General features: G+C 65.0%; 17 protein-coding genes. 12 read left to right on the plus strand and 5 right to left on the minus strand.

What is annotated here, in order from left to right; translation table 11 throughout:
- Window positions 1-25 precede the first annotated feature (25 nt).
- From VPH40_RS25215 to bla, 3 genes are all read left to right on the plus strand, one after another.
- Window positions 26-418, plus strand: a complete 393-nt coding sequence (locus VPH40_RS25215) for a BlaI/MecI/CopY family transcriptional regulator (protein WP_099664459.1) — start codon at window positions 26-28, stop codon at window positions 416-418.
- Window positions 415-2,178, plus strand: coding sequence for a M56 family metallopeptidase (locus tag VPH40_RS25220; RefSeq protein ID WP_328574826.1), 1,764 nt, complete (start codon window positions 415-417; stop codon window positions 2,176-2,178). The genes VPH40_RS25215 and VPH40_RS25220 overlap by 4 nt, the downstream gene beginning before the upstream one ends.
- A 79-nt stretch (window positions 2,179-2,257) precedes the next feature.
- Window positions 2,258-3,199, plus strand: coding sequence for a subclass B3 metallo-beta-lactamase (gene bla, locus VPH40_RS25225; RefSeq protein ID WP_328574827.1), 942 nt, complete (start codon window positions 2,258-2,260; stop codon window positions 3,197-3,199).
- 7 nt (window positions 3,200-3,206) lie between these two features.
- Here the strand turns inward: bla and VPH40_RS25230 are convergent, their stop codons facing one another.
- Complete coding sequence (locus VPH40_RS25230) at window positions 3,207-3,530, minus strand: tetratricopeptide repeat protein (RefSeq protein ID WP_328574828.1); 324 nt, start codon at window positions 3,528-3,530, stop codon at window positions 3,207-3,209.
- A gap of 273 nt (window positions 3,531-3,803) precedes the next feature.
- Here VPH40_RS25230 and VPH40_RS25235 point away from each other — a divergent pair, with 273 nt between their 5' ends.
- Complete coding sequence (locus VPH40_RS25235; protein WP_328574829.1) at window positions 3,804-5,906, plus strand: TonB-dependent siderophore receptor; 2,103 nt, start codon at window positions 3,804-3,806, stop codon at window positions 5,904-5,906.
- Between the two features lie 9 nt (window positions 5,907-5,915).
- Window positions 5,916-7,073 (plus strand): DUF1624 domain-containing protein, encoded by a 1,158-nt coding sequence (locus VPH40_RS25240; RefSeq protein ID WP_328574830.1) that lies wholly within the window; start codon window positions 5,916-5,918, stop codon window positions 7,071-7,073.
- A 21-nt stretch (window positions 7,074-7,094) separates the two neighbouring features.
- Here VPH40_RS25240 and VPH40_RS25245 read toward each other — a convergent pair whose 3' ends face one another.
- The 3 genes from VPH40_RS25245 to VPH40_RS25255 form a co-directional block, all read right to left on the minus strand.
- On the minus strand, window positions 7,095-8,966 hold the full coding sequence (locus tag VPH40_RS25245; RefSeq protein ID WP_328574831.1) for a hypothetical protein: 1,872 nt from the start codon (window positions 8,964-8,966) through the stop codon (window positions 7,095-7,097).
- 107 nt (window positions 8,967-9,073) lie between these two features.
- Window positions 9,074-9,604 (minus strand): isochorismatase family protein, encoded by a 531-nt coding sequence (locus VPH40_RS25250; protein ID WP_328574832.1) that lies wholly within the window; start codon window positions 9,602-9,604, stop codon window positions 9,074-9,076.
- Between the two features lie 44 nt (window positions 9,605-9,648).
- Complete coding sequence (locus VPH40_RS25255; RefSeq protein ID WP_305061559.1) at window positions 9,649-10,566, minus strand: LysR family transcriptional regulator; 918 nt, start codon at window positions 10,564-10,566, stop codon at window positions 9,649-9,651.
- 122 nt (window positions 10,567-10,688) lie between these two features.
- Here VPH40_RS25255 and VPH40_RS25260 point away from each other — a divergent pair, with 122 nt between their 5' ends.
- The 3 genes from VPH40_RS25260 to mmsB all read left to right on the plus strand — a co-directional run bounded on the left by VPH40_RS25260 (window position 10,689) and on the right by mmsB (window position 14,441).
- Entirely contained in the window at window positions 10,689-11,906 is a 1,218-nt protein-coding gene (locus tag VPH40_RS25260) for an ABC transporter substrate-binding protein (RefSeq protein ID WP_305053171.1), read from the plus strand.
- A 104-nt stretch (window positions 11,907-12,010) separates the two neighbouring features.
- Window positions 12,011-13,537 (plus strand): CoA-acylating methylmalonate-semialdehyde dehydrogenase, encoded by a 1,527-nt coding sequence (locus VPH40_RS25265; RefSeq protein WP_328574833.1) that lies wholly within the window; start codon window positions 12,011-12,013, stop codon window positions 13,535-13,537.
- A 10-nt stretch (window positions 13,538-13,547) separates the two neighbouring features.
- Window positions 13,548-14,441 carry a 3-hydroxyisobutyrate dehydrogenase gene (mmsB, locus tag VPH40_RS25270; protein ID WP_328574834.1) on the plus strand — a complete coding sequence of 298 codons (894 nt, stop codon included), beginning with the start codon at window positions 13,548-13,550 and terminating at the stop codon, window positions 14,439-14,441.
- On the opposite strand, the gene VPH40_RS25275 is transcribed toward mmsB, so the two are convergent.
- On the minus strand, window positions 14,438-14,827 hold the full coding sequence (locus VPH40_RS25275; protein ID WP_180278561.1) for a DUF1090 family protein: 390 nt from the start codon (window positions 14,825-14,827) through the stop codon (window positions 14,438-14,440). The genes mmsB and VPH40_RS25275 overlap by 4 nt on opposite strands.
- A gap of 134 nt (window positions 14,828-14,961) precedes the next feature.
- Between VPH40_RS25275 and VPH40_RS25280 the strand changes: the two genes are divergently transcribed.
- The 4 genes from VPH40_RS25280 to VPH40_RS25295 all read left to right on the plus strand — a co-directional run bounded on the left by VPH40_RS25280 (window position 14,962) and on the right by VPH40_RS25295 (window position 19,005).
- The gene (locus VPH40_RS25280; protein ID WP_328574835.1) at window positions 14,962-15,804 is read left to right on the plus strand and encodes a tetratricopeptide repeat protein; all 843 of its coding nucleotides are present in this window, start codon (window positions 14,962-14,964) and stop codon (window positions 15,802-15,804) included.
- Window positions 15,801-16,802 (plus strand): tetratricopeptide repeat protein, encoded by a 1,002-nt coding sequence (locus VPH40_RS25285; protein WP_328574836.1) that lies wholly within the window; start codon window positions 15,801-15,803, stop codon window positions 16,800-16,802. The genes VPH40_RS25280 and VPH40_RS25285 overlap by 4 nt, the downstream gene beginning before the upstream one ends.
- Before the next feature lie 68 nt (window positions 16,803-16,870).
- Complete coding sequence (locus VPH40_RS25290; RefSeq protein WP_305061562.1) at window positions 16,871-18,085, plus strand: AGE family epimerase/isomerase; 1,215 nt, start codon at window positions 16,871-16,873, stop codon at window positions 18,083-18,085.
- Window positions 18,082-19,005 (plus strand): carbohydrate kinase family protein, encoded by a 924-nt coding sequence (locus tag VPH40_RS25295; protein WP_328574837.1) that lies wholly within the window; start codon window positions 18,082-18,084, stop codon window positions 19,003-19,005. Before VPH40_RS25290 ends, VPH40_RS25295 begins: the two co-directional genes overlap by 4 nt.
- Window positions 19,006-19,029 lie beyond the last annotated feature (24 nt).

The raw sequence follows: 19,029 nt of genomic DNA on the forward strand, positions 1-19,029 counted from the left end.
GTTCTAGACTGGGTATTCTAGCGTCATGCTAAAAAATACCTCCACTCCCCATCCCACGGCCGCCGAACTGGACCTGCTGCGCATCCTGTGGCAGCGCGGTCCGTCCGACGCCCGCGCCGTGTACGACGCCCTGGCCGCGGAGCGCGCCGACGCCAGTTACGCCACCGTGCTGCGCCAGTTGCAATTGATGCATGGCAAGGGCTTGCTGAGCCGCGACGAAAGCCAGCGGCCGCAGCTGTATGCCGCCGTCGAAGCGCAGGAAAAGCTGCAGACCAGCTTGCTCAAGGACTTGATCGGCAAGGTGTTTTCCGGTTCCGGCAAGGCGCTCGTGCTGACGGCGCTGCGCGAGCACGTGAGCGACGCGGAACGCCTGGAAATTGAAAAAATTCTGAGCAGCAAGGATGGCAAGGCGCCATGAACGTGGACATGCACCTCGGCATCGATGTGGGCAACCTTGTCCCCGCGCTGGGCTGGGTCTTGCTGTATTTCGTTTGGCAGGGCTTGATCGTCGGCGCCGTATCTGCCGTATTGCTTTGGCTGCTGCGCCACGCCAGCGCGCGCTGGCGCTATGCCGTCTGCGCGCTGGCGTTGCTGCTGTGCCTGTGTATTCCCTTTGTGCACCTGCTGTCTCTGCTGTCGGGCGTCTCGCCGGCCCGGCTGCCGGTGGATGCGCCGCCCGCCTGGCGCGCGGCGCTGCAAGCCTGGATGCCGGCCCTAGTGCTGGCCTGGAGCGCGGGCGTTGGCCTGATGAGCTTGCGCCTGTGCCTGGGCTTGGCCTGGGTCGGCAAGCTGCGCCGCCAGGCGGTGGCTGCGCCGGCCATCTGGCAGGGCCGCCTCGATGCGCTGGCGCAGCGCATGGGCTTGCGCCGCAGTGGCCCGATTCCGCTGAAGCTGCACGCGGGCCTGGCCAGCCCCGTCACCGTTGGCTTCTGGCGCCCCGTCATCCTGCTGCCGGCCGCCTTGCTGAGCGGCATGCCCGTCGCCTTGCTGGAAGCGCTGCTGGCGCATGAACTGGCCCACGTGCGGCGCTGGGATTACCTGGTCAACCTGTTGCAAAGCGTGGCCGAGGCATTGCTGTTTTTTCACCCCGTCGTCTGGTGGCTATCGGCGCGCATGCGAGCCGAACGGGAGCAGGTGGCCGACGCCCTGGCGGCGCAAGCGCTGCAAGACCCGCAGCAGCTGGCCACGGCGCTGCATGCGCTGTCCCTGCACGCTGCCGCGCCGCAACATTCCGGCCTGCTGATGTCGGCACGGGGCGGGGCCTTGCTGACGCGCATAGAACGCCTGATGGCGCCCGGCCCGGACACGGCGGGCTGGAAACTGGCCGTGCCCGCCTTGCTGCTGGCTTGCGCCACCCTGCTGCTGCAGGTGCAGGGCAAGCCCGCCGTCAACGGGGCGATCCTGGCCGAGGCCGCCTCCGGCATGCTGGCCTTGCCCGTCAGCGCGAAACACATGCTGGTGTTCGATGACGCCAGCGGCAAGGTGCTGATGGCGAAGGATGCGGACACCGTCGTGCCCATCGCCTCGATCACCAAGCTGATGACGGCCATGGTGGTGCTCGATGCGGGCCTCGACCCGGAGGAACAGCTGCGCATCGTGCGCGCCGATGGCGACGCTTCCATGCAGCGCCACAGCCTGCTGGCCGAGGGCGTGGCCGTGTCGCGCGGCGCGCTGTTGCAACTGGCGCTGCTGCCATCCGAAAACCGCGCCGCCGCCGCGCTGGCGCGCACCTATCCGGGCGGCAGCGCGGCGTTTCACCTCGCCTTGCAAGCGAAGATACGCCAGCTGGGTTTGCGCCGCACCACCTTGACGGACCCGGTCGGCAGTTCGCCCGCGAATACGTCCACGGCCAGCGAAGTGGCGAAGATCGTCGCGGCGGCCGCGCGCTATCCGGACATCGCGCGCATCACCAGCCACCCGCAGGCCAGCGTGGCCGTCAATGGCAGGACGCGCACCTTGCACAACACGAATCCGCTGGTGGGCGGCAAGGGCTGGGACATTTTGCTGTCCAAGACGGGCAGCAGCAACGCGGCGGGCAGCTGCCTGACGATGCGCATGCGCAGCGGCGGCAAGCACGTCACCGTGGTGCTGCTGGACGCCGCCGGCGCGCAGCGGCGCTCGCTCGACGCCGGACACATCCGCGACACCCTGGCCGACAGGACCGGCCGCATGCATTGATACCCCCCCCGGGCGCGCCAGTGCGGGCGCCCTTCTTTTTGACACTCTGGAGATGAAGATGACACTATTGGCGAAGTTGATGCTGGCTACGGTTGCGACCATGGCGGCTGGCGCAGTGCAGGCGAAGACGCCCGCACCGGTGCAGGATAAACCTGTTAATTGTGATAGTTGCAAGGAATGGAACGCGCCCGTCAAGCCGTTCAATGTCTTTGGCAATACCTGGTATGTGGGCACGGCCGGCCTGTCCGCCGTGCTGGTGACGAGTCCGCAGGGCCATATCCTGCTCGACGGCGCGCTGCCGCAATCGGCGTCCCTGATCATCGCGAATATCCAGGCGCTGGGTTTTCGCATCGAGGACGTGAAAGTCATCCTCAATTCGCATGCCCATTGGGACCATGCGGGCGGCATTGCCGCGTTGCAAAGGGCCAGCGGCGCCACCGTGATGGCCAGCGCCTCGGGCGCCCTTGGCCTGCAAAGCGGCACGAATGGCAAGGACGATCCGCAGTACCAGGCCAATCCCGTCGTGCACGTCGCCAAGGTGCGCAAGGTCAGCCTGGTGGGCGAGGGCGATACCGTCAAGGTCGGACCGTTGACCTTGACGGCCCACATGACGCCAGGCCACACGCCGGGCGGCACGACGTGGACGTGGACCTCGTGCGAAGGCGACCGCTGCCTGGACGTCGTGTATGCGGACAGCCTGAACCCGTATGCGAGCGGCGATTTCCGCTATACGGGCAAGGGCGCGGGCAAGGGTGGCACGCCTGACATCTCAGCCTCGTTCGAAGCGAGCATCGCCAAGGTGGCGGCCTTGCCATGCGACATCATCATCCCCGTGCATCCGGGCACGACGGACGTGCTGGGCAAGGCCTCCAGGCGTAGCGGCACGGACAATCCCCTGATCGACGCCAGCGCCTGCCACGCCTATGCGGCCGAAGCGGGCGGCTTGCTGGCCAAGCGCCTGGCGAAGGAGCGGGGCGAGGCGCTGCCTCTTGACGCGAAGGGCGCGGCGCACGCGCACTAAGCCGTTTTTACTGTGCCGCCTGCTGCTGTTTTTGCAGGCGTTTCAGGAACACCGTCATTTCCTTGACGGCTTGCAAGTCGCCTTGCTGTTGGGCCACCGTCATACCGGTGGTCCAGGCGGCTTGCGCGTCATCCAGCCGGCCCAGCTGGTGCAAGGCCTTGCCCAGCAGCTTCCAGGCGGCGGAATAGCCCGGTTGCTGCACGGTGGCTTGCGCCAGGTGCAGGGCCGCTTGCTGTGCGTCATGCTCTTTCAGGTAAGCATCTCCCAGGCCAAAGCGCAGCAGGGCGTTGTCGCGCCCCTGCGCCAGCAGTTTTTCCAGTTTTTCACGCATGCCCGGCCTCATCTTGATATGCAAGTATATCCTTGCATATTAACGCTTCCACCTGCCAGTAACAAGCCGGCGTTCAGCCGGCCACATCCACCACCAGCTTGCCGCGCGCTGCCAGACACCGTTACGCCGATGTGAACGGTCGTCACGCCCACGGCCAAGGTGCAGGTGTCCGTGGAGTTCTTGGCGCAGATTTTCCATGAAATCTTTAATGAGAATTGATTATCAATTATAATGCAAGCCTATTGCATTGAATTGCCCATTGTCAGGAATCCCATGTCCGTGTTTTACCGCCGCCCCGTGGCGCTTTTGCTTGCCGCCGCCTCTCCCCTGGTGCTGGCGGCTGACCCTGCCGCCGACAAGCCCGCTGCGCTGGATGTCGTCACCGTCAGCGCGGAGCGCCAGCACTACCGCAGCCTGTCGGCCACGGGCGCCACCAAGACGGATGCCTTGCTGATGGACTTGCCGCAAAGCGTGCGCGTGCTGACCGGCGACTTGCTGCGCGACGCGGGCGTGACGACCCTGGCTGGCGCGCTGGACCTGGCCAGCGGCATTGCGAAGCAAAGCCCGCTGGGCGGCCTGTGGGACAGCTATGCCATGCGCGGCTTCACGGGCGACCCGAATTTCGGTTCCGACTACATGGTCAACGGTTTCAGTTCCAGCCGCGGCTACAACGGCATGCGCGACGGCGGTAATACGCAGGCGGTGGAGGTGCTGAAAGGCCCCGCTTCGGCCCTGTACGGCCGGGGCGAGCCGGGCGGCACGGTGAACATCACGACGAAAAAGCCGAAATTCACGCCCGAATATGGCGTGGATTTTTCACTTGGCAGTTTCCAGACGCGCCGCGCCGCCGCCGACTTGACGGGGCCGTTGAGCGGCACTATCGCCTACCGCCTCAATGCGGCGCATGAAGAGGGGCACAGCTTCCGCGATACCTTGAAGGTCGAACGCAGCCTGTTTTCGCCTTCGTTCCTCTGGCTGCTGGGCGAACACACGACCGTGTCGTATGAAATCGAAGCCGTGCGGCAGCGCGCGCCGTTCGACCGGGGCGTGGTGGCCGTGCATGGCCAGCTGGGACTTGTCCCCGTCTCGCGCTTCCTGGGCGAACCGGGCGACGGTCCCATGACGGTCAAGTCGCTGGGGCAGCAGCTGTTCCTCCACCACGCGCTGTCCGACGACTGGACGGTGCAGGCGGGCGTTTCTTACCGCGACAGCGAACTGACCGGCTATTCGACCGAGGCGAACAAGCTGCTGGCCGATGGCCGCACCCTGAACCGCCAGCGCCGCCACCGCGATTTTTCGGCCACCGACGCGTCGGCCCGCGTCGAGTTGCTGGGCAAGTTCAGGACGGGGGGCCTGGCGCACGAAGTGCTGGCCGGTGTCGACGCCTATCATTTCGACGACCACCGGGTGCAGCTGCGGCGCAATCCCTCGGCAGCAAATGCCTATGCCATCGATATCTTCCATCCCGCGTATGGCGGCAAGGCCGATCCGCTGGCCCTGTCCATCGATACGCAGGAAGGGCAACGGGCGCGCGGCCTGTATGCGCAGGATCAGGTCGACCTGGGTGCGCAGTGGAAGGCGCTGGTCGGCGTGCGCCACGATAGCTACACGCAGGACGTGACGAACAGGCGCCTGAATGTCAGCAACCGCCAGTCGCTGTCGGCCACCAGCCCCCGCGCGGGACTCGTCTACCAGCCGTCGAAAATGTGGTCCTTGTATGCGAGCGCGGCGAAGGGCTTCCGGCCCAACAGCGGCATCAGCATCGCCAACCAGGCTTTCCCGGCCGAGCGCAGCCGCTCGTATGAGCTGGGTGCGAAGCTGGAAACGGGCAAGCTGACAGGCACCGTGGCCGTGTACGACATCCGCAAGCGCAATGTGCTGACGACAAATCCCGCCAACACGGACTTCGCCATCGCGGCGGGCGAGGTGGGCAGCCGTGGCCTTGAGCTCGACGTGTCCGGCGAAGTGGCGCGCGGCTTGCGCGTTTCGGGCGCCTATGCTTATACGGACGCCAGCGTCACGCGCGGCGACAATACGATCGTGACGGGCAGCCGCTTCGCCAACGTGCCGCGCCACAGCGCCAATGTCCTCGCCACGCAGCAGTTCGCGCTGGGTACGGGCACGGCCAGCGTGGGCGGCGGCGTGCAGTACGTGGGCGAGCGCCTGGGCGACGTCGCCGTCAGCAGCAGTTTTACCTTGCCGGCCTACACGACGGCCAAATTGCTGGCCTCGTATTCGCCCAACGCCAAACTGCGCCTGGCCTTGAACGTGGAAAACCTCTTCAACCGCAGCTACTATGCGAGTTCCTATAGTCAGCTGTGGGTGGCGCCGGGGGCCGAGCGCACGCTGACCCTGAATGCGCATTACCGTTTTTAAGCTATCACCATGACATCGACTTCTTCTGCTACCCTGCGCGTCCGCATCGCCGTCATCGACGTCATGCGCGGCCTCGTCATGCTGATCATGCTGTTCGACCATGTGCGCGAAACGGTCTTCCTGCACCACCAGGTGAGCGACCCGATGGAGGCGGCCAGCGTCGATCCGGCCCTGTTCTTCACGCGCCTGGCGGCCCACGTGTGCGCGCCCATGTTCGTCTTTCTGACGGGTCTGTCCGCCTGGCTGTACGCGCATCCGGCGGCCGGGCCCCGCAGCGCCAGCGGTTTTTTGTTCAAGCGGGGCTTGCTGCTGGTGCTGCTGGAACTGGTGTTCGTCAACTTCGCCTGGAGCGGGGCGTTTCCGCCGGCCGTGCTGTATTTGCAGGTGATCTGGGTCATCGGCCTGGCCATGATGGCGCTGGCCGTGCTGCACCGGCTGCCATTGAAGGTGCTGGCGCTGCTGGGCGTGGCGATCATCGCGGGCCAGCATCTGTTGACCGGCTTGCGCGCGGAAGAGGGCAGCTTTGCCTATTACGCGCTGACGGTGCTGCTGCAACGGGGTTACCTGGTGGCGGACGGCGCCATGAAGATCAAGGTCAGCTATCCGCTGCTGCCATGGATAGGCGTGATCGTGCTCGGCTATGCGGCCGGACCTCTGTATGCGCGCGGCCGGTCTGTCGAAGGACGGCGCCGCCTGTTGCTGGCGCTGGGTGCCGGCAGCTTGCTGCTCTTGGGCCTGCTGCGCGGTTTGAATATCTACGGCGAAACCTTGCCGTGGGTGGCGGGCGACACGGCCTTGCGCACGGCCATGAGCGTGCTGAACTTCACCAAGTATCCGCCGTCGCTGGATTTCCTGCTGTTCACCCTGGGCCTGGGCTTGCTGGGCCTGGCCTGGCTGGAAAGCGTCGACAACTGGTTCACGCGGGCGTGCGCCACCTTTGGCGGCGCGCCCATGTTTTACTATCTGCTGCATTTATACCTGCTGCTGGCCATCGGTCTCGCCTTGACAGCCGTGCTGGGCGCCAACCACGGTGCCCGGTATGGCGTCGAGCACATCTGGCAAGTGTGGCTGATCGCGCTGGCCCTGATGCCCGTGCTGTACTTTCCCTGCCGCGCGTTCGCCCATTACAAGCGCACGTCGCGGCAGGCGTGGGTACGTTATTTCTGAATGACGCTTGCTTGCCAACGCCTACTTGCAGTACAGCCTGTCGATGCTGTGGCTGGACGCCAGGTAATGCCGCGTCTGCCACGAAATCGCCACGCGGTAGGCGCACGGAGGATCGAGCGCCACGTTGACGGGGAAGCCGCCATTGTTGCCCGATAAATGCGGTCCGCCCGCTCCGCCGCGGAACAGATAGTTGCTCGGTGGCGGCGGTGGGGTAAAGCTGGCGGCCGGCAGCGGTGGCGGCGGATGCTGGATGCCGTTGTTGTTGGATATCGTGATATTGAAGAAGCGCAAATGCGGATGGTCGATCGTGTACAGGATATGCACGAGGCCGCCCGCGATGGGGTTGCAGGCATTGCTGCGCAGCTCTTCCAGGTCCAGCGCCACGATGACGGGCGAGTTGTCGAAGACGATGGAGTCGAGTCCGTCCGTCGCCACCTGCGCCAGGCTGATGCCGTCGCGCACCTCGAAGCCCAGGCGGTAGCGGCGTATCGGTTCGCTTTCGGCCGCCGTCAGGCTGCGGCCTGCATCGAGGATGGGCAAGCCGCCCGGCAGCTTGGCCGGATGCAGGCTGGTGATGGCCGGCGTGTTCACCGTCAGCAAATCAAACGTGCGCAGGAAGATGTTGGGCGCTACGTTGACGATGGCCGTCGTGCCGTCGCGCATGTCCACCGTGACGGGCTTGCCGTCCACCCGTATCCAGCCGCCCGCTTGCAGATCGCCCGCATCGACGATGACGGGCGCCGAATCGGCGAGGCCCAGTCCATTCGTATAAAACACATAACCGACATGCGTGCCCAGCACTTGCGTCAACGGCGCCAGGCTGGCCGGCGCCACCGTGGGCAGCGCCGTGGGGTCGTCCGTGCCGCCGGGCCAGGACCATTCGCCGATCAGGAAGCGGTATTCGAGCGGGTTGGCGGGGATGGCGCTGTTGCGCAGCGGACAATTGCCCTTCAGGGTGACGCCGCCGGCGAAGACATACGAGGCGCCCGCGCCGCCCGCATAGCCTTGCGGGGAAAAGCCCGCCAGCGAGGGAAACGGGTGGATGTCGAAGATTTCCACCTGCTGCCAGTGCGGCACGCCTTCCACGTCGGGCGGCAAGACTTCTTTCGAGCACAATTCCACGCAGAAACAGTGGCCCACGTTTTCCCGGCCCGGCTGGCGGCCGTTGGCCTGCGTTTCCGCCAGGATGGTCACGCTGCCCAGCTGCGCCGTGAAATACACGTCGGGGCCGCTGGCGAACTCCACATTGATGAAGGGCGAGAAGGGCGTCAAGGTGAAGTCGGACGTCAGGTAATCGATGCGGAAGCGTCCACCGGCATCGGTGATCGCCTGGCCCAGCGCGTCGTCCTGCAGCCAGTCGGCGTCGAACGCCCGCACGGTGGCGCCGGAGATCGGCGCATGCGGCGCATCGCAGGTGCGCAGCCGGCCGCAGATGGTCCAGGCGCCGAAGCGGGCGCGCACCAGGCACCAGAAGCGTTGCGGCAGGCAATAGTCCCAGACGGCGAGGAAATCATTGTCGGCCTGGCGCCAGCGCGGCTGGAGCGTGGTGATGGAAAACTGCAGCGGCACGGGGTCTTTCGGCCCCGGCTTCAGATGCGGCACGGTAGGGCACAGGATATCGACTTCGACAGCCTCGCCCTGGTAATCGCCCGCCAGGGTAAAACTGTAGTTGCCATCGTCATCCGTGCGCGTTTCGGCCAGCAGGAAGGGGGCCTTCGCCTGCACTTCTTCATCGGTGAGGATGGCGAAGGTTTCCTTGGCGCTGGCCACGGCCAGCGCCGTGACGTTTTGCGACGCGCGCGGCCGGTACAGGCGCACGATGACGTGGGATAAGGCTTCAGGACACTCGGCGCAGATCAAGCCGCACAGCTTGCCTCGCAGGATATAGGCCATGATGGTTCCCTTGCTGAGATGGACGGCACGCCGCTCGCAATGGCGGCGCTGTTACCAAGCTAGCAAATGGGCCGCCGAAGGGCTTGATCTGGCTTAAACCTCGCGTATTATTTAATCAGCGCCAGCACTTCGCGGAAACGCGGATGCTTGCAGTCGCGCAACCATTCGAAGGCCAGCATCTCGACAGTCACCAGGTGGGCGCCCAGCTTGTCCAGGCGGGCCAGTGCCGCGTCGCGGCTGGCGGCCTGGCGCGAACCGACGGCGTCGATGGCGATGATGACCTCATAGCCGCCTTCCAGCAGGCCGATGGCCGTCTGCAGCATGCACACATGCGCTTCGCAACCGGTGACGACGATCTGTCCGCGCCCGGCGGGTAGCATGTCCTGCAAGCCATCAGAACAGGCGCCGAAATGCGTCTTGTGCAAGGTCCGTTCGCACAGGGCGGCGATCTCTTCCACGTTCGGCCCCAGCCCCTGGCGGTTCTGTTCCGTGCCCAGCACGGGCACGTCGAGCAGGCGGGCGATCTTCGCCAGGCGCAGGTTTTGCGCCAGCACGAGGCCGGCATCGTGGATGGCCGGCATCAAGCGGCCTTGCAGGTCGACAATAACCAAAACGGCCTGGTTTGCATCCATCAGCATGGCATCCTCCTTTAATTAGTCTGTGGCGACAGTGTAGCGCGCAGTCAGCTTGGCCAGCTGGGCGTGGCCGTTTCGCCCATCAGGTAGGCGTGATTGAGGTCGATGGCTGTGCGCAGGTAGTTCCACAGGGCACTGACCCGGGCGATGTTGCGCCGCTCGCTCGGCGAGATCATCCAGAAGGCGCGCAGCAGGTCGATCTCGCCATCGAGCACGGGCACCAGTTCATTCGACTGCTGCGCCACGAAGCAGGGCAGGATCGCCAGCGCCTGGCCCGCGCGCGCCGCGTGGTACTGGGCAATGACGCTGGTGCTGCGAAACGCGCGCAGGGAATCGGGCGCCACGTTGTCCATGTAGCGCAGCTCCGCGCTGAAGACCAGGTCGTCCACGTAGCCGATGATCGGGTGCTGCGCCAGCTGCGCCACGCTGGTGATCGGCGCGTGGCGCGCCAGGTAGGCTGGCGTGGCGTACAGTTTCAGGCGGTAGTCGGACAGCTTGGTCACGACATACGGCCCGGACAGGGGGCGCTCGATGGAAATGGCCACGTCCGCTTCGCGCTTGGACAGGCTGACGAAACGGGGCACGGCGATCAGGTCCACGCTGATGTGCGGGTAGCGGCTGCAAAACTGCGCCAGGTGGGGCGCCAGCACGATGGCGCCGAAGCCCTCGGTAGCGCCCAGGCGCACCTGGCCCGACAGCAGGCGATTGTGTTCGCCCAGTTCCTCGGTGGCGGCAAACACCGTGCTTTCCATGGCTTCCGCGTATTCCATCAGGCGGTGGCCTTCGGGCGTCAGCTGGTAACCCACGTAGTTGCGGTCGAACAGCTGCGTGCCCACTTGCTCCTCGAACTTGCGCATGCGCCGCGACACGGTGGAATGGTCGATGCCCAGCTTTTTCGCCGCATCGACGAGGCCGGCGCTGCGCGTTAGTTCCAGGAAGACCCGTACATTGTCCCAATCGAGCACTTTGTTCTCCTTGTGCATTTATGCAAAGGAATTATGCATTAATTTCACTTGAGTGCATATTTTTACACATGCAGAATGCAGATATACATATAAGAAAAACCCTCACCCCTCAGGAGACACGCATGAAAAAAACCGTTCTGGCCATGGGCGCGCTGGCGCTTTCCCTGTCTTTCACCGGCGCGCACGCGCAAATTTCCGATGGCGTCGTCAAGGTGGGCATCCTGACCGACATGTCCGGGCCGTATTCGGCCATGGGCGGGCGCGGCTCCGTCGTCGCCAGCCAGATGGCCGTCGAGGATTGCCTGAAAGCGGAATGCAAGGGTATGAAGATTGAAATCCTGTCGGCCGACCATTTGAACAAGGCCGACATCGCCGCCTCCAAGGCGCGCGAATGGATAGACCGCGACAAGGTCGACGCCATCGCCGATCTGACCAATTCCTCGGTGGCCCTGTCCGTGCAAAAGCTCATGAAAGAAAAGGGCGGCATCGCCATGTTCAGCGGCCCGGCCACGGGACGCCTGACCAATGAAGACTGCTCGCCGAACGGCTTCCACTGGATGTTCGACACGTATTCGCAGGCGGCCGGCACGGCAGCGGCGCTGACAAAACTGGGGCAGAAATCGTGGTACTTCGTCACCGTCGACTATGCCTTCGGCCATTCGCTGGAAAAGGATGCCAGCGAAGTCGTCAAGCGTAACGGCGGCACGGTGCTGGGCGCCGTGCGCCATCCGCTGAACGCATCGGATTTCTCGTCCTTCCTGGTGCAGGCGCAAGGGTCAAAAGCGCAGGTGATCGGCCTGGCCAACGGCGGCGCCGACACGGTATCGGCCATCAAGCAGGCGCGCGAATTCCGCATCGGCAGCGGCAAGGACCAGCGCCTGGCCGCCTTGCTGGTGTTCCTCTCCGACGTGCATGCACTGGGGCTGGAAACGGCCCAGGGCCTCGTCTACGCGGACGGCTTTTACTGGGATTACGATGACCGCAGCCGCGCGTTTGCGAAACGCTTTGAAGCGCTCAACAAGGGCGCCAAGCCGACCATGGTGCAGGCGGGCGTGTATTCCAGCGTCTACCACTACCTGAAATCGGTGGCGGCGGCGAAAAGCGACGATTCGAAGGTCGTCGCCCAGAAGATGCGCGAGCTGCCCATCAAGGATGCCGTCATGAACAACGCTTCCATCCGCCCCGACGGCCGCGTGATCCACGACATGTACCTGGTGCAGGTCAAAACCCCGGCCGAATCCAAAGGCGCGTGGGATTACCTGAAAGTGCTGTCGACCATCCCCGCCGACCAGGCCTTCAAGCCGATGGATGCGGCAGCGTGCAACCTGGTCAAGAAATAATTTTCGGCGGATCAGCAGAGTGCCGGGGTCAGACCCGCCGGGTCTGACCCCAGATTTCCGCTGCTGTGACGCGACTTTCGCGTATCGAATTAATGGAGCCTCAAATGAACCAAGCCCTCACTCACGCAGTCACCCCGGTCCCCGCCATCCCCCTGCACATCGGCGGCAAGCACCACGCCTCGACCAGCAGCGAATGGCGCGACGTCGTCAACCCGGCGACGCAGGAAATCGTCGCCAAGGTGCCGTTTTCCACGCCCGACGAAGTCAATCTGGCCGTCGCCACGGCTAAGGAAGCCTTTAAAACCTGGCGCAATACCCCGCTGGCGGCGCGCATGCGCATCATGCTCAAGTACCAGCACCTGATCCGCGAAAACATAGTCGCCCTGGCCGAACTGATCACGCGCGAGCATGGCAAGACCTTGCCCGACGCGGAAGGGGAGGTCATGCGCGGCCTGGAAGTGGTGGAACACGCGTGCTCGATCGCCACCCTGCAGCTGGGCGAAATCGCGGAAAACGCGGCCACGGGTGTCGATGTCTACAATATCTACCAGCCGCTGGGCGTGGGCGCCGGCATCACGGCCTTCAACTTCCCCGTCATGCTGCCGTGTTTCATGTTCCCGATTGCCATCGCCTGCGGCAATACGTTTGTCTTGAAACCGTCCGAGCAGGACCCGTCCTCGACCATGTATCTGGTCGAACTGATGTACCAGGCGGGCTTGCCGGCCGGCGTGCTGAACGTCGTGCATGGCGGCGCCGACGTCGTCAACATGATGTGCGACCATCCCGACATCAAGGCCGTCTCCTTCATCGGTTCCACCCACGTGGGCACGCATGTGTACCGCCGCGCCAGCGAATCGGGCAAGCGCGCGCAATCGATGATGGGCGCGAAAAACCATTGTGTCGTGCTGGCCGACGCCAACAAGGAACAGGCGATCAATAACCTGATCGGCGCCGCCTTCGGCGCGGCCGGCCAGCGCTGCATGGCCAATTCCGTCGTCGTGCTGGTGGGCGAGGCGCGCTCCTGGCTGCCGGAAATCGTCGCCCGCTCGCAGGCCCTGAAAGTGGGGCCGGGCAGCGACCGCGATGCCGACCTGGGGCCGATGGTGTCGAAAGCAGCCATGCAGCGGGCGGAAAAGCTGATCCAGGCGGGCGTGGACGAAGGCGCGCAGCTGCTGCTCGACGGCCGCGGCCACAAGGTGGCCGGCTACGAAGGCGGCAATTTCATGGGACCGACGATTTTCTCGAAGGTGGCAGCGTCGAATTCCGTCTACACGCAGGAAATCTTCGGCCCCGCCATGTGCGTGGTGGAGACGGACACCCTGGACCAGGCCATCGCCTTCATCAACGCCAACCCGAACGGCAACGGCACCTCGATCTTCACTTCGTCCGGCTGGGCGGGGCGCAAGTTCCAGAACGAAATCGACGTAGGGCAGGTGGGCATCAACGTGGCCATTCCCGTGCCCGTCGCCTACTTCAGCTTCACGGGGTCGCGCGCGTCGAAGCTGGGCGATCTGGGGCCGAACGGCAAGCAAGCCTTGTACTTCTGGACGCAGACCAAGACCGTCACGGCGCGCTGGTTCGCCCCGGACGACGGCGGCAGCGGCGTCAATACCACCATTTCGATGAAGTAAGGAGGCGGCGATGAGCACCAATATCGTTTTCATCGGCCTGGGCAACATGGGCTTGCCCATGGCGCAGAACCTCGTGCGGGCCGGCCATGCGGTGACGGGTTTCGACTTGCTGCCGGCCAGCGTGCGGCAATTCGCCGACGGCGGCGGCCTGGTCTCCGATGACCAGGCGGCGGCGATCGGCCAGGCCGACATCGTCATCACGATGCTGCCGGCCAGCCGCCACGTGCTGGGAGCCTACCTTGGGGACGCGGGTATTTTGGCGCAGGCGCGGCCCGGCACCCTGCTGATCGACTGTTCGACGATTTCCACCGAAGCGGCGCGCCAGGTGGGCCGCGCGGCGCAGGACAAGGGCATGCCGATGCTGGACGCGCCCGTGTCGGGCGGCACGGCGGGCGCCACCAACGGCACCCTGACCTTCATGGTGGGCGGTGAAGAAGCCGCGCTGGCGGCGGCGCGGCCTTACCTGGACGTCATGGGCAAGGCGATTTTTCACGCGGGCGGCTCAGGTTGCGGCCAGACGGTCAAGATCTGTAACAACATGCTGCTGGGGATACTCATGATCGGCACCAGCGAAGCGATACGCCTGGGCGTGGCCAATGGTCTGGACCCGAAGGTGGTGTCGGACGTGATGGCGAAAAGCTCGGGCCGCAACTGGACCCTGGAGGTGTACAACCCATGTCCGGGCGTGGCCGAGAACGTGCCCGCGTCGCGCGGCTACACGGGCGGCTTCGGCGTCGATTTGATGCTGAAAGACCTGGGGCTGGCCGTGGAAAGCGCGCTGGCCAGCGGAGCGAGCGTGCCGCTGGGCGCCTTGTCGCGCAACCTATATAGTTTGCACAGCAAGGCAGGGGCGGGCGCGCTGGATTTTTCCAGCATTTATCAACTGCTGGGCGAGAAGGCTTAAGGCTGTTGCGCCTGCAGGGCCGCCAACTCGGCCCTGGCTTTTTCCAGCTTGCCTTCCAGCTTGGCGATCTTCTTCGGCTCCTTGTTCGCTTCCTGGGCCAGGCGCAGCGAACGCTCCGTCTGGTTCACCTTCGCTTGCGCCTTGACGATTTTCTTGTTGTGGCGCTCGATCAGGGTACTGTCGCGGCAGTGGGCGTTGACTTCGTCGAGCGCGCGCGTCAGGCCCGCGACCTTGTCGGACAGGCCCTGTTCCTGCGCCTGGTGCAATTCGCTGCGGATGCTTTCGCGCTTGGCGGCGCAGCCGGCCAGCTGGGTGTCGGCGGCGCTGGCGCCCACGGAGGCTGCGGCGAGCAGCAGGGTCAAGGCGGTTGTGGCGAGGCGGTTCATGGCATTCCTGTGTAAGTGGTGGGCTCGTGCAATGTAAGCCTGCCGGCTTGCCCTGTCAAACTTCTTGTGCAGTGCGCGCCTGTCTGGCATGGCATCGGCTACCATGCGTGTTTTCTTCTTCCCGACACCTTCGCATGCCCAAGAAACTCCTCTTGCTGATTCCTTTCCTGCTGCCGTTGCCGCTCCTGGCCCAGACCCCTCCTACCTTGCTCGACCTGCAGCTGCTCGCCATCAAGGTCAGGGCGGATGCGGCTAGCCATAGCCCGGAAAGCATCGCCGAATTTGAGCAGGCACGGCGCGCGGCCGAAGCGGGCGACGTGGAGGCGCAGCTGGACCTGGCGCGCATGCTGCAGCTGGGCGTCGGCACGCCGCAAGATACGTCACAGTCGATGGCCTGGATACGCAAGTCGGCCGAAGGCGGCTATGCGCCGGCGCAGGCGGCCATGGGGGTGGCCTACACCTTGGGCGGCAAGGTGCCCATCGACCGCGTGCAGGGCGAATACTGGCTGCGCCGGGGCGTGGCGCAGGGCGATGCAGAGGCGCAAACCATCCTGGCGATGGAATACATCGATGGCGACAGCAGTGCTGAAGAGCAGGCGCTGGCCATCACCTGGCTGAAGGCGGCGGCGAACGAGCAGCACTTTGTGCCCGCCTACAATGCGCTGGGCGAGCACCTGATGCGCGCAGCCGTCGATGAACAAGATCGCGGCGAGGCTTTCCACTGGTATTACAGATCGGCGCGTGAAAAGGAGCCGGCTGGCATGCGCAACCTGGCCCGCGCACATGAACTGGGCTTGGGCGTGGCGCAGTCGGACAAGTGGGCCCTGGTCTGGTACGAGCGGGCCGGATGGAGCGGCGACGTGCCCGCCATGCGGCGCATGATCGAGGTGTACGTCAAAGGCGAACTGGGAGAACAGGCGAATGCCGAAGACGCGGCCGAATGGCGCGGCAAGCTGGCAGAGAAGGAAAACAAATGAAGACCATCCTGTTGGTATTGAGCTTGGCCCTGGCGCAGAGCGTGCTGGCGCAGCCAGCGTCCACCAACGCACCGCGCCAGCATCCGGCGCTGGTCGAATTCGATATGTCCGGCCTCGATGACATGCGCGCAAGGGTGCGGGCCGTGGTCGACCGTCCTGCCGACCTGTCGCCGGACAAGGTCGCCGCCTTCGGGAAGGCGCGCCTGGCCGCGGAAGGGGGAGATGCGGCTGCCCAGCTGGAGCTGGCGCAGATGCTGCACGGCGGCGAAGGCACGCCGCGCGACGTCGACGCCGGCCTGGCGTGGATGCGGAAATCGGCCGCAGGCGGCTATGGCCCGGCGCAGGCTTTCCTGGGCGTGGCCTACACGCTGGGGCAGGGCATGGCCGTCGACCGCAAGCTGGGCGAATACTGGTCGCGCAAGGGTGCCGCGCAAGGCGTGGAACTGGCCAACTTCACGCTGGCCATGCACTATGAAAATATCCGCAGCAACCCGGAAGAACAGGCGCACGCGCTGCACTGGCTGAAGTTCTATGCGGAAAACGGCTTCATCCCCGCCTACAATGAAATCGGCTACCGCCTGATGATGACGGCGCAGGACGAGGCGCAGCGCAAGCAGGCATTCACCTGGTACATGCGGGCGGCCAAGGCGCTCGATCCCTCCGGTTTGAACAATGTGGCGTACTCGTATGAAGTGGGGCAGGGCGCGCCGCAGAGCGACGAGGCGGCCCTGGGCTGGTATGAAATGGCCGCCATCGCCAAAAGTCCGCCCGGCCAGACGGGTTTCGCGCGGCTGCTGGAGCAGGGCCGGGGCGGCCCGACCCGGCAAGGGCCGGCGCCCAAGCCCTTCGCGCTGTACCTGCTGGCGGCGAAGCAGGGCGACCTGGAAGCCATCGAACGGCTGGTCAAGGTGTACGATAGGGGCGAGCTGGAACAGGCGGCCGACCCCGCGCAGGCGGCCCTGTGGCGCGAAAAACTCAGGCTGGCCAAGACTCCCTGAGCGGGCATGACGGCGCGGGGACGGCATGCTATCATCATTGTTATCGATAACAATATCATGAGAGACCCATGAATCCCGATTTCCGCTCCAGGGACATGCTCGAAAAGCATATCCAGCACACGATGCACTTTTATCACCCGCGCGCGTTTGACCCGAGCGGCGGCTTTTATCACTTCTTCCTCGATGACGGCACGGTGTACGACGCCAGTACGCGTCACCTGGTCAGCAGCACGCGCTTCATCTTCAATTACGCCATGGCGTACCGCCACTTCGGCGATGACGCTTACCAGGCGGCCCTGCGCCACGGCGTGGCCTTCCTGCGCGACGTGCACCGCGACCCGGCCACGGGCGGCTACGCCTGGCAACTGTCCTGGAAAGACGGCGTCAAGACGGTGGAAGACGGCGCCAATCACTGCTACGGCCTGGCTTTCGTGCTGCTGGCCTATGCGCATGCCTTGCAAGCTGGCGTGACGGAAGCGCGCGCGTATCTGGACGAGACCTTCGAATTGATGGAGCAGCGCTTCTGGCTGCCCGGACACGGCCTGTATGCGGACGTGGCCAGTGCCGACTGGTCCACTCTGGACGGCTACCGGGGTCAGAACGCCAATATGCACGCTTGCGAAGCCATGCTGGCCGCGTTCGAGGCGACGGGCGAAGCGAGATATCTGCACCGCGCCGAAACCCTGGCGCACAACATCACGGTCCGTCAGGCGGGTCTGGCGAACAGCATGATCTGGGAGCACTACAAGCCCGACTGGTCGATCGACTGGGACTATAACCTGCACGACAAGAGCAATATCTTCCGTCCGTGGGGCTACCAGCCCGGCCATTTCACGGAATGGGCCAAGCTGCTGTTGATCATGGAGCGCCACAGCCGGTTCATGGCCGGCCCATCGGACTGGCTGCTGCCGCGTGCGCGCGCCCTGTACGACACGGCGCTGGCCAAGGCCTGGGATGGCGAACATGGCGGCATCCACTACGGTTTCGGCCCGCAGGACGAGATCTGCGACGGCGACAAATACTTCTGGGTGCAGGCGGAAAGCTTCGCGGCGGCCGCCGTGCTGGCCGTGCGCACGGGCGACGAGGCTTACTGGCATAGCTACGACAAGATCTGGGACTACAGCTGGACGCACTTCGTCGACCATGAACACGGCGCCTGGTACCGCATCCTGACGCCTGAAAATCAAAAAATCAGCAACGAGAAAAGCCCGGCCGGCAAGACCGATTACCACACCATGGGCGCTTGCTATGAAGTGCTGAACGTGATCGGCGGTGCAGTATGAGCGCCGCCAATTTCCCACGCTTTGTGTCGGCCGGCGAAGCGCTGACGGACATGCTGCGCACGGGCGCCGACTCCTGGAACAGCCAGGTGGGCGGTTCGACCTGGAACGTGGCGCGCGTGATGGCGCGCCTGGGCGTGCCCAGCGCCTTTGCGGGCGGCGTCAGCCTGGACGTCTTCGGCGACGCTCTGGCGCAGGCGACCGGGGCGGCGGGCCTGGACATGCGCTTCCTGCAGCGCCATGCGAAGTCGCCGCTGCTGGCCATCGTGCATGAACTGCATCCGCCTACCTATTACTTCATCGGCGACGACAGCGCCGACCTGCATTTCGACGCGTCGCTCCTGCCGGCCGGCTGGATGCAGGGGGCGCAGTGGGTGCATTTCGGCGGCATCAGCCTGGCGCGCGAACCGCTGGCGGGCAAGCTGGTGGCGCTGGCTCAGGAATTGAAGGCGGCTGGCGTGAAGATCAGCTACGACCCGAATTTCCGCATCATGATGGATGAACGCTACGACGCCACCTTGCGCCGCATGACGCAGCTGGCCGACGTGATCAAGGTGTCGGACGAAGACCTGGCGGGCCTGTTCCGCCATGATGACATCGATGGCGCGTTTGCCATGCTGCGCAGCTGGAATCCGCAAGCCACGTATTTGTATACGCGCGGCGCGCAAGGCGCGGCGCTGTACCGGGGCGAGCAGACATGGCAGGCGGCGCCGCCCGTCATCGAGGTGGTCGATTCGGTGGGGGCGGGTGACGCCAGCATCGGCGGCTTGCTGTACAGCCTGATGTACCGGCCCGAGGCCGATGGCGGCCAGCATTTGCGCTTTGCCGTCGCGGCGGGCGCGGGCGCCTGCCTGGCGGCCGGCGGCGCTCCCCCTTCGGTGGAACTGGTGGAGTCGCTGGTGCAGCGCACGGTGGTGCGCTAAGGGGCGCTCGACGGGTTGGTGGGG

The organism is Janthinobacterium sp. P210005 (genome assembly GCF_036231865.1).
Lineage (GTDB): Bacteria > Pseudomonadota > Gammaproteobacteria > Burkholderiales > Burkholderiaceae_D > Janthinobacterium > Janthinobacterium kumbetense.

What these genes read in the sequence shown, in the direction of transcription:
- VPH40_RS25215 (WP_099664459.1), top strand. Translation starts at nt 26, where the DNA reads ATGCTAAAAAATACCTCCACTCCCCATCCCACGGCCGCCGAACTGGAC.
- VPH40_RS25220 (WP_328574826.1), top strand. Translation starts at nt 415, where the DNA reads ATGAACGTGGACATGCACCTCGGCATCGATGTGGGCAACCTTGTCCCC.
- bla (WP_328574827.1), top strand. Translation starts at nt 2,258, where the DNA reads ATGCTGGCTACGGTTGCGACCATGGCGGCTGGCGCAGTGCAGGCGAAG.
- VPH40_RS25230 (WP_328574828.1), bottom strand. Translation starts at nt 3,530, where the DNA reads ATGCGTGAAAAACTGGAAAAACTGCTGGCGCAGGGGCGCGACAACGCC.
- VPH40_RS25235 (WP_328574829.1), top strand. Translation starts at nt 3,804, where the DNA reads ATGTCCGTGTTTTACCGCCGCCCCGTGGCGCTTTTGCTTGCCGCCGCC.
- VPH40_RS25240 (WP_328574830.1), top strand. Translation starts at nt 5,916, where the DNA reads ATGACATCGACTTCTTCTGCTACCCTGCGCGTCCGCATCGCCGTCATC.
- VPH40_RS25245 (WP_328574831.1), bottom strand. Translation starts at nt 8,966, where the DNA reads ATGGCCTATATCCTGCGAGGCAAGCTGTGCGGCTTGATCTGCGCCGAG.
- VPH40_RS25250 (WP_328574832.1), bottom strand. Translation starts at nt 9,604, where the DNA reads ATGCTGATGGATGCAAACCAGGCCGTTTTGGTTATTGTCGACCTGCAA.
- VPH40_RS25260 (WP_305053171.1), top strand. Translation starts at nt 10,689, where the DNA reads ATGAAAAAAACCGTTCTGGCCATGGGCGCGCTGGCGCTTTCCCTGTCT.
- VPH40_RS25265 (WP_328574833.1), top strand. Translation starts at nt 12,011, where the DNA reads ATGAACCAAGCCCTCACTCACGCAGTCACCCCGGTCCCCGCCATCCCC.
- mmsB (WP_328574834.1), top strand. Translation starts at nt 13,548, where the DNA reads ATGAGCACCAATATCGTTTTCATCGGCCTGGGCAACATGGGCTTGCCC.
- VPH40_RS25275 (WP_180278561.1), bottom strand. Translation starts at nt 14,827, where the DNA reads ATGAACCGCCTCGCCACAACCGCCTTGACCCTGCTGCTCGCCGCAGCC.
- VPH40_RS25280 (WP_328574835.1), top strand. Translation starts at nt 14,962, where the DNA reads ATGCCCAAGAAACTCCTCTTGCTGATTCCTTTCCTGCTGCCGTTGCCG.
- VPH40_RS25285 (WP_328574836.1), top strand. Translation starts at nt 15,801, where the DNA reads ATGAAGACCATCCTGTTGGTATTGAGCTTGGCCCTGGCGCAGAGCGTG.
- VPH40_RS25290 (WP_305061562.1), top strand. Translation starts at nt 16,871, where the DNA reads ATGAATCCCGATTTCCGCTCCAGGGACATGCTCGAAAAGCATATCCAG.
- VPH40_RS25295 (WP_328574837.1), top strand. Translation starts at nt 18,082, where the DNA reads ATGAGCGCCGCCAATTTCCCACGCTTTGTGTCGGCCGGCGAAGCGCTG.